The organism is Serratia sp. A07 (genome assembly GCF_058725505.1).
In genome coordinates this window covers 133506-142584 of the sequence record NZ_JBZXDO010000012.1, presented here as the reverse complement: position 1 = coordinate 142584, position 9079 = coordinate 133506, and the positions used below count along the sequence as shown (strand labels likewise).

6 protein-coding genes and 1 pseudogene are annotated in these 9079 nt (G+C 60.2%); 2 read left to right on the top strand and 5 right to left on the bottom strand.

Features of this window, described 5'->3' with window-relative positions:
- Nucleotides 1–121 precede the first annotated feature (121 nt).
- The 5 genes and pseudogenes from hemG to AC4PR2_RS14565 all read right to left on the bottom strand — a co-directional run bounded on the left by hemG (nucleotide 122) and on the right by AC4PR2_RS14565 (nucleotide 5418).
- The gene (hemG, locus tag AC4PR2_RS14585) at nucleotides 122–655 is read right to left on the bottom strand and encodes a menaquinone-dependent protoporphyrinogen IX dehydrogenase (RefSeq protein ID WP_070915670.1); all 534 of its coding nucleotides are present in this window, start codon (nucleotides 653–655) and stop codon (nucleotides 122–124) included.
- Between the two features lie 21 nt (nucleotides 656–676).
- Nucleotides 677–2128 carry a Trk system potassium transporter TrkH gene (gene trkH, locus AC4PR2_RS14580; protein WP_004934492.1) on the bottom strand — a complete coding sequence of 484 codons (1452 nt, stop codon included), beginning with the start codon at nucleotides 2126–2128 and terminating at the stop codon, nucleotides 677–679.
- Between the two features lie 35 nt (nucleotides 2129–2163).
- Nucleotides 2164–2778 (bottom strand): annotated as a pseudogene (locus tag AC4PR2_RS14575) (IMPACT family protein).
- Nucleotides 2778–4109 (bottom strand): Xaa-Pro dipeptidase, encoded by a 1332-nt coding sequence (pepQ, locus tag AC4PR2_RS14570; protein ID WP_070915666.1) that lies wholly within the window; start codon nucleotides 4107–4109, stop codon nucleotides 2778–2780. The pseudogene AC4PR2_RS14575 and the gene pepQ overlap by 1 nt, the downstream one beginning before the upstream one ends.
- Nucleotides 4110–4221: 112 nt before the next feature.
- Nucleotides 4222–5418, bottom strand: a complete 1197-nt coding sequence (locus tag AC4PR2_RS14565) for an MFS transporter (RefSeq protein WP_183907066.1) — start codon at nucleotides 5416–5418, stop codon at nucleotides 4222–4224.
- A 231-nt stretch (nucleotides 5419–5649) separates the two neighbouring features.
- Here AC4PR2_RS14565 and fadB point away from each other — a divergent pair, with 231 nt between their 5' ends.
- Together fadB and fadA are read left to right on the top strand one after the other, a co-directional pair.
- A complete protein-coding gene (fadB, locus tag AC4PR2_RS14560) occupies nucleotides 5650–7839 on the top strand; it encodes a fatty acid oxidation complex subunit alpha FadB (protein WP_060424134.1) in 2190 nt (729 codons plus the stop codon).
- Nucleotides 7840–7849: 10 nt separating this feature from the next.
- Nucleotides 7850–9013: an acetyl-CoA C-acyltransferase FadA gene (gene fadA, locus AC4PR2_RS14555; RefSeq protein ID WP_025304928.1), complete on the top strand. Its 1164-nt coding sequence runs from the start codon at nucleotides 7850–7852 to the stop codon at nucleotides 9011–9013.
- Nucleotides 9014–9079: the final 66 nt, after the last annotated feature.

Below are 9079 nucleotides of genomic sequence, written 5' to 3'. Positions count from 1 at the left end.
GTTGTTCCCGGTCAGTGGAGGCGCATTATAGGGAGTTCTCGGCGGGCCGCAACCCCTAATTGCAAAAAACTTTTCAAGCGCGGGTTTTTTCGGCAAAACGCTGGCCAAACCCGCATTTTTGTCACTTTTCGTACTGGATCTGGCTAAATTCCTGGGCGAAACGGTCGACCTGCTGCCAATCGGTGTACTCCACTTCCTTACTGGTATCCGTTTCACCGCCCGTCATACGCATAATAAATTGAATCATGATGCGGTCGAACCAGCGATAGCGCGGATAACGCAATGCGCCGGCAAACACCGCGCACTGTTTTGGCTGCCACGGCGAGGCCAGCAGGAACTTGCGAGTATAAGCGTTGGTTTGCGGCGAGCGCTTTTCCGGTTTACGCGCGGTCAGGTTCACGGCAAAGAACGCGCTCGGCATTCGATTCAGTTGCTCGGCATGACGCTTGACGAATTTATCCAGCGCCGGGTTAAAGTGCCCGTAACGGATAGAAGCGCCGATCATCACCTGCTGATACTGGCTAAGATCGACCTGTTGCGCCTGCAGCAGATCGATCACCTCACAACGCAGCGTGTCCTGCAGCTTGCTTGCTATATAAGAAGCGATAGCGCGTGTTTGCCCGTCACGGCTCGAATAAAGTATCAATGCCTTCATGGCGTACTCCTTATATCAGACTCACTCACGCCAGAAGGTTGGCGTGAACAGCACCAGCAATGTGAACACTTCCAGGCGCCCGAACAGCATCGTCACCACCAGGATCCACTTGGCCGCCGCCGGCATCGTGGTGAAGTTATCCGCCACTACGCCCAGGCCGGGGCCGAGGTTATTGAGCGTTGCCGTCACTGCGGCGAACGCGGAAAAGTCGTCAACACCGGTGGCAATGATCGCCAGCATGCTGACGATAAACACCAGCGCATAGGCAGAGAAGAATCCCCATACCGCCTCCAGGATGCGTTCCGGCAGCGCGCGGTTGCCCAATTTGATGGTATAGACCGCGTTGGGGTGCACCAACCTTTTCAACTCGCGCGATCCCTGCAGGTACAGAAGCAGGATACGGATCACCTTCAGGCCACCGCCGGTCGAGCCGGCGCAACCGCCGATGAACGCCGAGCACAGCAACAACATAGGCAGAAACAGCGGCCACTTGGCGATGCTGTCGGTCGTAAAACCGGCAGTGGTCGCCATCGATACCACCTGGAAGAACGCCTGATTGAGCGTTTCCATACCGCTCTTATAGACGCCATGCCCCCAGAGCACCAACGTGCATACCACCACCAGCGTCAACTGGACGAAGATGAACATGCGGAATTCAGGATCGCGCCCATACACCTTCAGACTGCGACCGCTTAGCAAAGCGAAGTGCAAGCCGTAGTTACAGCCTGAAATCAGCAGGAACACGGCGATGATGGTGTTGATGGTCGGACTGGCGTAATAACCGATACTGGCGTCGTGGGTAGAAAAACCGCCGATGGCAATGGTCGAGAAACTGTGGCCGATGGCGTCGAACACCGACATCCCAGCCCCCCAGAGCGCCAGCGCACAGGCGACGGTCAGCAATACATAGATTAGCCACAGGGTTTTGGCGGTTTCGGCGATGCGTGGACGCATCTTGTTGTCTTTCAGCGGCCCGGGCATTTCCGCCCGATACAGCTGCATGCCGCCGACGCCGAGTATCGGCAGTATCGCCACCGCCAATACGATGATCCCCATGCCGCCCATCCATTGCAGCATCTGGCGATAGAACAGAATGGCCTTCGGCAGCGAGTCCAATCCCACCAGCGTCGTCGCACCGGTGGTCGTCAATCCCGAGAAGGATTCAAAGAAGGCGTCGGTCAGCGACAGGTTGGGCCGTTCCGAAAACAGGAACGGCAATGCCCCCACGCTGCCCAGCACGGTCCAGAACAGCACGACGATCAGAAAGCCTTCTCGGGGCTTCAGCTCGTGTTTCTGTTTGCGGTTCGGCCACCACAGCATCAGACCGATGGTCAGCGCCACGAAGAAGGTTTGGCTGAACGCACGCCCCGCCCCATCGCGGTAAATCAATGCCACCAGGCCGGGAATAAACATCGTCCCGGAGAACAGGATGACCAGCAGACCAACGATACGGGTTATGGCGCGAAAATGCATTTCAGCACGATCCTTAGCAATTCAATTGGGAGGAATTATTGCGAAATGGGGGTTAATTGCAAATTACCGCGACTGAGATCACGCAATTTATTTCCAAACAGCTCGACCTCGATGGCCGGCAAGGCCAGATGCAGCACGACGGCGGCGCCGTATTCGCCCTGCAGGATCCGGCCTACGGTTTGCTGCAGCAAGTTCTCCACCAGCGCCAACTGCGCATAGTCGCACTGCAAGATATATTCTGCTTCCGGCACCTTTTGTACCAACGCCAACTGCTTCAACGCCTGTTGAACACCGTTGCCATAGGCTTTCACCAGCCCGCCGGTGCCCAGCTTGACGCCGCCATAGTAACGAACGACCACGGCGGTCACTTCGCCGATACCGCTGCCCATCAGCTGCGCGAGGATCGGTTTGCCGGCGGTGCCCGACGGTTCTCCGTCGTCGGAGAATCCCAGCTGCTGCGAGTCATCGGGGCTGCCGGCGACGAATGCCCATCAATGGTGCCGCGCCGTTGGGTGCTCATCCCGCACCTGCTGAATAAACGCCTTTGCCGCCTCTACCCCGCTGGTCGGCGCCAGCAGGGTGATAAAACGGCTCTTCTTTATTTCTTCGGTAAAGCAGGTCGCTTCCGCCGGTATCGGGTACGGCCGCATCAGGCCAGGTTCAGATCGCGCGTCATGTTCTCGATGCGCTTTTCGTGGATCACGATGTTGTCTTCGATGCGGATGCCGCCGTATGGCTTCAGCGCATCGATGCGATCCCAGGCGAAGTGCTGCTTGAACTCACCGCTGCGCCACGGCGCCAACAGAGAGTCGATGAAGTACAGACCCGGCTCGATGGTCAACACCATGCCCGGCTGCAACACGCGGGTGCAGCGCAGGAACGGATACTTGGACGGCGCCGCCAGATGGGTGCCTTGCTCGTCCTGCATAAAGCCGGCGGCGTCGTGCACCTGCAGGCCCAGAGGGTGGCCCAGCCCGTGCGGCAGGAACGGCGTAGTGATACCCGTTTCAACCATCGCCTCTTCGCTGAGGCCGTTCACCAACTTGTGATTCTTGAGCAGCTTGGCGATGCGCTGGTGCATCTGCACATGGTAGTCGGTATAACGCACGCCGGTTTTGATGGTGTCGATCAACGCCAGCTGCTCACCGTTGAGATCTTTCACCAGGTGGGCGAACTCGCTGCCGCTTTGCGCCGCGTAGGTGCGGGTCAGATCGGCGGCGTAGCCGTTATATTCCGCGCCGGCGTCGATCAGGAAACTCAGGGATTCGGCCGGCGGCTGATGATCCAGCTTGGTGTAGTGCAGCACCGAAGCGTGTTCGTTCAGCGCCACGATGTTGTCGTAAGGCACGTCGGTATCGCGGTGGCCGGTCGCCGTCAGGTAGGCCAGGTTGATGTCGAACTCGCTCATGCCGGAGAGGAAGGCCTCATGCGCCGCACGATGGCCGGTTACCGCCGTCTTCTGCGCTTCGCGCATGCAGGCCAGCTCATAGCCGGTTTTGATCGAACGGTGGAAATCCAGGTAATTCAACACCGCTTTCGGGTTGATGTTCTCAGAAGGGATGCCGAGATCGCGGGCGCGCTGTTGCGCATAACCGATATAGCCCACGCGCTCGCGCTGCGGCGGAAGCTGCTGGGCGATGGCGTCGGCGTTGGCCAGCGGCATCAATTCAAGGGATTTGGTCCAGAAACTCTCCGGCAGCGGCTCTACGCTGTGCCAGTAGTCGACCGGGGAGTAGAACCACAGCTTCGGCTTGTTGACACCGTCGATCCACAACCAGCAGTTCGGCACCGACGTCACCGGCACCCAGGCTTTGAAATGCGCGTTCACTTTGAACGGATAGCTATGGTCGTCCAAAAATACCTTTTGCAGTTCTCCGGAGTGAATCAGCAGCGCATCCAACTTGTTGCGCTCCAGCACTTCGCGCGCGCGTTTTTGCAGCTCTGCCAGGTGGTCGTTATACAAAGAAGCCAGCGTTTCCATCACAGTACCCTTATGCCTTAGCACGAAAGAAGCCATCTTAACACAGCGCTCCGACGCACCAACCTCATCGCGTTGGGCATGCGGAGCAGCTCGCAATTCCCTGCAAATGCCGTTACATCCGCAGTTTAACCATTAGCCAACCGGCCAGGCCGAGCACCGCTATCGCCAGCGCCCACAGGCCATGGTGCTCCAACAACACCGCGCCGGCCGCGGCGACGCCCGCCAGACACTGCTGCAGAAAGCCACACAGTGCCATCGCATAGGCACCGTACTCTTTGGCGTCGCTGACCGCCATCGCCATGCTGTTGGGAAACAACACCGCCTGGCCAAAAATAGTCAGGCAATACAGCGCGATGAACAGCGCCATACCGGAAAGGCCGGCCAGAATGCCGCTCCACCACAATATCAGGATCGTCACCGTCGCCAGGGCCACGATGCCGCTGCCGGTTTGCATCAGTTTTTTCCCGCCGACGCGCGCCACCGTACGGTTCACCGTCAACGCGCCGCTAAAGTAGGCGATGCCGATCACCAAGCCCAGCGCGCCGAACGCCGTGACGTTGAGACCAAAACCCTGTTGCATGACGAACGGGCTCACCTCCTGCAGCGTCACCGTGGTGGCGAAACCCAGCCCGCCGACGCAGGCCGGCCAAAAAAATCCCGGCCGCTGCAGGATGGCGAAGTAGGTAGCCGTCATCGCCGGGCGAGGCCCGCGATCGCGGCCCGCCTCCAGCGGCAGCGTCGCCATCAGCGCCAGAATGGCCAAACCGGTGGCACCCATCAAGACGAAGCCCATCTGCCAGTGCGAATATTGGCTGAGCAGGCCGCCGACGAACTGACCGCCGCCCAGCGCGGTGATAAAAGCGATAGAGAGCACCGACAGCCGCCGCGCCAGCTCGTCACCGCTCCAGTTATCCCGCACGATGATGCGTGCAATGATCGCCGCGCCACCGGCACCCACACCCTGCAGCGCGCGCAGCGCCAGCAGCTGGGCGCCGTTGCTGCACAGCGCCAACAGCCCGCTGCAGCCAATGAAAAGCAGCAGGGAAAGCGTCAGCGGCGCTCGGCGGCCAAAGCGATCGGCAGCCGCGCCCCAGAACAGCACCGGCAAGGCAGCGCCGATGACGAAGATCGAAATGGACAGCTCGGTGGCGCGCCGGCTCATTGCCAACTCGCGCATCACCGTCGGCAGCGAAGGCAGGTACACGGTCGTCGCCATCTGCGCCATAAATACCAACAGACACGCCAGCGTCATGGTTCTGGCGGGAATACTCCATAAGCCGCTGCGTTTGACACAAGCCGCCTTAGTCATGCCTTACCTCGTCTGAATGCTAAATCGCTGCAGGCAAGTGTATGAGGGCCGACAGACTCCAGCAAATGCCGATAGCACATAAAATATCTTCGTTTTAAATCAAAAAACTAACTTGGCGAGATGTGATCCGACCAGCAAATATGCAATCTCTCATTTGCATATTTTTAACATAAAAACCACACTCCTCATCATCTGGTCATACCAGATCATACGCTGATTCAGGAGATAGACATGCTCTACCAAGGCGAAACATTACAACTGCACTGGCTCGATAACGGCATCGCCGAGCTGGTGTTCAACGCACCGGGCTCGGTCAACAAGCTGGACACCCGCACCGTCGCCAGCCTGGGCGAAGCGCTCACCGTGCTGGAAAACCAGCCTGAGCTGAAGGGGCTGCTGCTGCGCTCCTCCAAAGCCGCGTTTATCGTCGGCGCCGATATCACCGAATTCCTTTCTCTGTTCGCCGCACCGGCTGAAAAGCTGCAAGAGTGGCTGGTGTTCGCCAACAACGTCTTTAACCGGCTGGAAGATTTGCCGGTACCGACCATTTCGGCCATTAACGGCTATGCGCTCGGCGGCGGTTGCGAATGCATTCTGGCGACCGATTTCCGCGTCGCCTCACCGGACGCGCGCATCGGCCTGCCGGAAACCAAATTGGGCATCATGCCGGGCTTCGGCGGTTCCGTCCGCCTGCCGCGCCTGCTGGGTAACGACAGCGCGCTGGAAATCATCGCCGCCGGCAAAGACGTCAGCGCCAAAGACGCGTTGAAAGTCGGCCTGGTGGATGCGGTGGTGGCACCGGAAAAACTGGCCGAAGCGGCGCTGAAAATGCTGCAACAGGCGATCGACGGCAAGCTGGACTGGCGCGCCGCGCGTCAACCTAAGCTGGAGCCGCTGAAGCTCAGCCCGATTGAAGCCGCGATGAGCTTCACCACCGCCAAAGGCATGGTGCTGCAGACCGCAGGGAAACATTACCCGGCGCCGATGACCGCGGTGAAAACCATTGAAGCCGCCGCCAAGCTGGGCCGCGATGAAGCGCTGAAACTGGAAACCGCCAGCTTCGTGCCGTTGGCGCGTTCCAACGAAGCGCGCGCGCTGGTCGGCATCTTCCTTAACGACCAGTTCGTGAAGGGCCAGGCGAAAAAGCTGGCCAAGAATGTAGATGCGCCGAAACAGGCGGCGGTGCTGGGTGCCGGCATCATGGGCGGCGGCATCGCCTACCAATCGGCGCTGAAAGGCGTGCCGGTGATCATGAAAGACATCAGCGACAAGTCGCTGACGCTGGGCATGAGCGAAGCGGCCAAGCTGCTCAATAAGCAACTGGAGCGCGGCAAGCTGGATGGCCTGAAAATGGCGCAGGTGCTGTCGACCATTCAGCCGACGCTGGACTACGCCGGCATCGAGCGCGCGCAGGTGATCGTTGAAGCGGTCGTCGAGAATCCGAAGGTCAAAGCCGCCGTGCTATCGGAAGTGGAAAACCTGATCGATGAGGACACCGTTCTGGCGTCGAACACCTCGACCATTCCGATTAATCACCTGGCAAAATCGCTGAAGCGCCCGCAAAACTTCTGCGGCATGCACTTCTTTAACCCGGTACACCGCATGCCGCTGGTTGAAATCATCCGCGGCGAACAGACCAGCGATGACACCATCGCCAAAGTGGTGGCCTACGCCAGCCGCATGGGCAAAACGCCAATCGTGGTGAACGACTGCCCGGGCTTCTTCGTCAACCGCGTGCTGTTCCCGTATTTCGCCGGCTTCAGCCTGCTGCTGCGCGACGGCGCCGACTTCCGTCAGATTGATAAAGTGATGGAAAAACAGTTCGGCTGGCCGATGGGCCCGGCCTACCTGCTCGACGTCGTGGGCATCGACACCGCGCACCACGCGCAGGCGGTAATGGCCGCCGGCTTCCCGGATCGCATGAGCAAAGACTATCGCGACGCCATTGACGTGATGTTCGACAACCAGCGCTTCGGTCAGAAAAATCAATTGGGCTTCTACCGCTACAGCCAGGACAGCAAAGGCAAACCGCGCAAGGACAACGACGAGCAGACCGATGCGCTGCTGGCCGAAGTGAGCCAACCGCGCCAGACCATCAGCGACGAAGAAATCATCGCGCGCATGATGATCCCGATGATCAACGAAGTGGTTCGCTGCCTGGAAGAGAAGATCGTCGCCAGCCCGGCGGAAGCCGATATGGCGCTGGTCTACGGCATTGGCTTCCCTCCGTTCCACGGCGGCGCGTTCCGCTACCTGGATACGCTCGGCACCGCCAACTACGTTGAGCTGGCCCAGCGCTACGCACACCTCGGCGCCCTGTATCAGGTGCCGGCCGGTCTGCGCGCCAAAGCCGAACGCAATGAAAGCTACTACCCGGTGGCGACACCGCTGTCCGACGTCGCTACCCGCCAACCGGCATGAGGTCATAAAGATGGAAAACGTAGTTATTGTTGATGCCGTACGCACACCGATGGGCCGCTCCAAGGGCGGCGCCTTCCGCCAGGTGCGCGCCGAAGATCTCTCCGCTCACCTGATGCGTGAAGTGCTGAGCCGCAACCCGGCGCTGGACGCCGCCGAGATCGATGACATTTACTGGGGCTGCGTGCAGCAGACGCTGGAACAAGGCTTCAACATCGCCCGCAACGCCGCGCTGCTGGCCGAGATCCCGCACCGCGTGCCGGCGGTGACCGTCAACCGCCTGTGCGGCTCTTCGATGCAGGCGCTGCACGACGCGGCGCGCGCCATCATGGTCGGCGACGCGCACGTCAGCCTGATCGGCGGCGTGGAACACATGGGTCATGTGCCGATGAACCACGGCGTGGATTTCCATCCGGGGCTGAGCCGCAGCGTGGCCAAAGCCGCCGGGATGATGGGGCTGACCGCCGAAATGCTGGCCAAGATGCACAACATCAGCCGCCAGATGCAGGATGAGTTCGCCGCCCGCTCCCACCAGCGCGCGCATGCGGCGACGCTGGCCGGCTACTTTAAAAACGAGATCATACCGACCAACGGCCACGACGCCGATGGCGTACTGACCCGTTACGATTTCGATGAGGTCATTCGCCCGGAAACCACCGTCGAAAGCCTGTCGGCCCTGCGTCCGGCGTTCGATCCGGTCAACGGCACCGTCACCGCCGGCAGTTCTTCCGCCCTGTCGGACGGCGCTTCCGCCATGCTGCTGATGAGCGAATCACGCGCCAAAGCGCTCGGTTTGAAGGCCCGCGCCCGCATCCGCTCGATGGCGGTCGTCGGCTGCGATCCTTCCATCATGGGTTACGGCCCGGTGCCGGCCAGCAAGCTGGCGCTGAAACGCGCCGGTCTGAGCGTGCAGGACATCGATCTGTTCGAGCTGAACGAGGCGTTCGCCGCCCAGTCGCTGCCGTGCATCAAGGATCTGGGGCTGATGGACAGCATCGACGACAAGATCAACCTGAACGGCGGCGCCATCGCGCTCGGCCACCCGCTGGGGTGTTCAGGCTCCCGCATCTCGACCACCCTGTTGAACAACATGGAACGTCGCGACGCGCAGTTCGGCCTGGCGACCATGTGCATCGGCCTGGGCCAGGGCATCGCCACCGTCTTTGAACGCGTTTAGCTGTGTCTATCTTGGGATGACCGCGTCACCACTTCAAATCGCGGCATCCCGCCAAGTTTAGTTGCC

Excerpts from the sequence above, each read along its gene's own strand:
- hemG (WP_070915670.1), bottom strand. The coding sequence starts at position 655 with ATGAAGGCATTGATACTTTATTCGAGCCGTGACGGGCAAACACGCGCT.
- trkH (WP_004934492.1), bottom strand. The coding sequence starts at position 2,128 with ATGCATTTTCGCGCCATAACCCGTATCGTTGGTCTGCTGGTCATCCTG.
- pepQ (WP_070915666.1), bottom strand. The coding sequence starts at position 4,109 with ATGGAAACGCTGGCTTCTTTGTATAACGACCACCTGGCAGAGCTGCAA.
- AC4PR2_RS14565 (WP_183907066.1), bottom strand. The coding sequence starts at position 5,418 with ATGACTAAGGCGGCTTGTGTCAAACGCAGCGGCTTATGGAGTATTCCC.
- fadB (WP_060424134.1), top strand. The coding sequence starts at position 5,650 with ATGCTCTACCAAGGCGAAACATTACAACTGCACTGGCTCGATAACGGC.
- fadA (WP_025304928.1), top strand. The coding sequence starts at position 7,850 with ATGGAAAACGTAGTTATTGTTGATGCCGTACGCACACCGATGGGCCGC.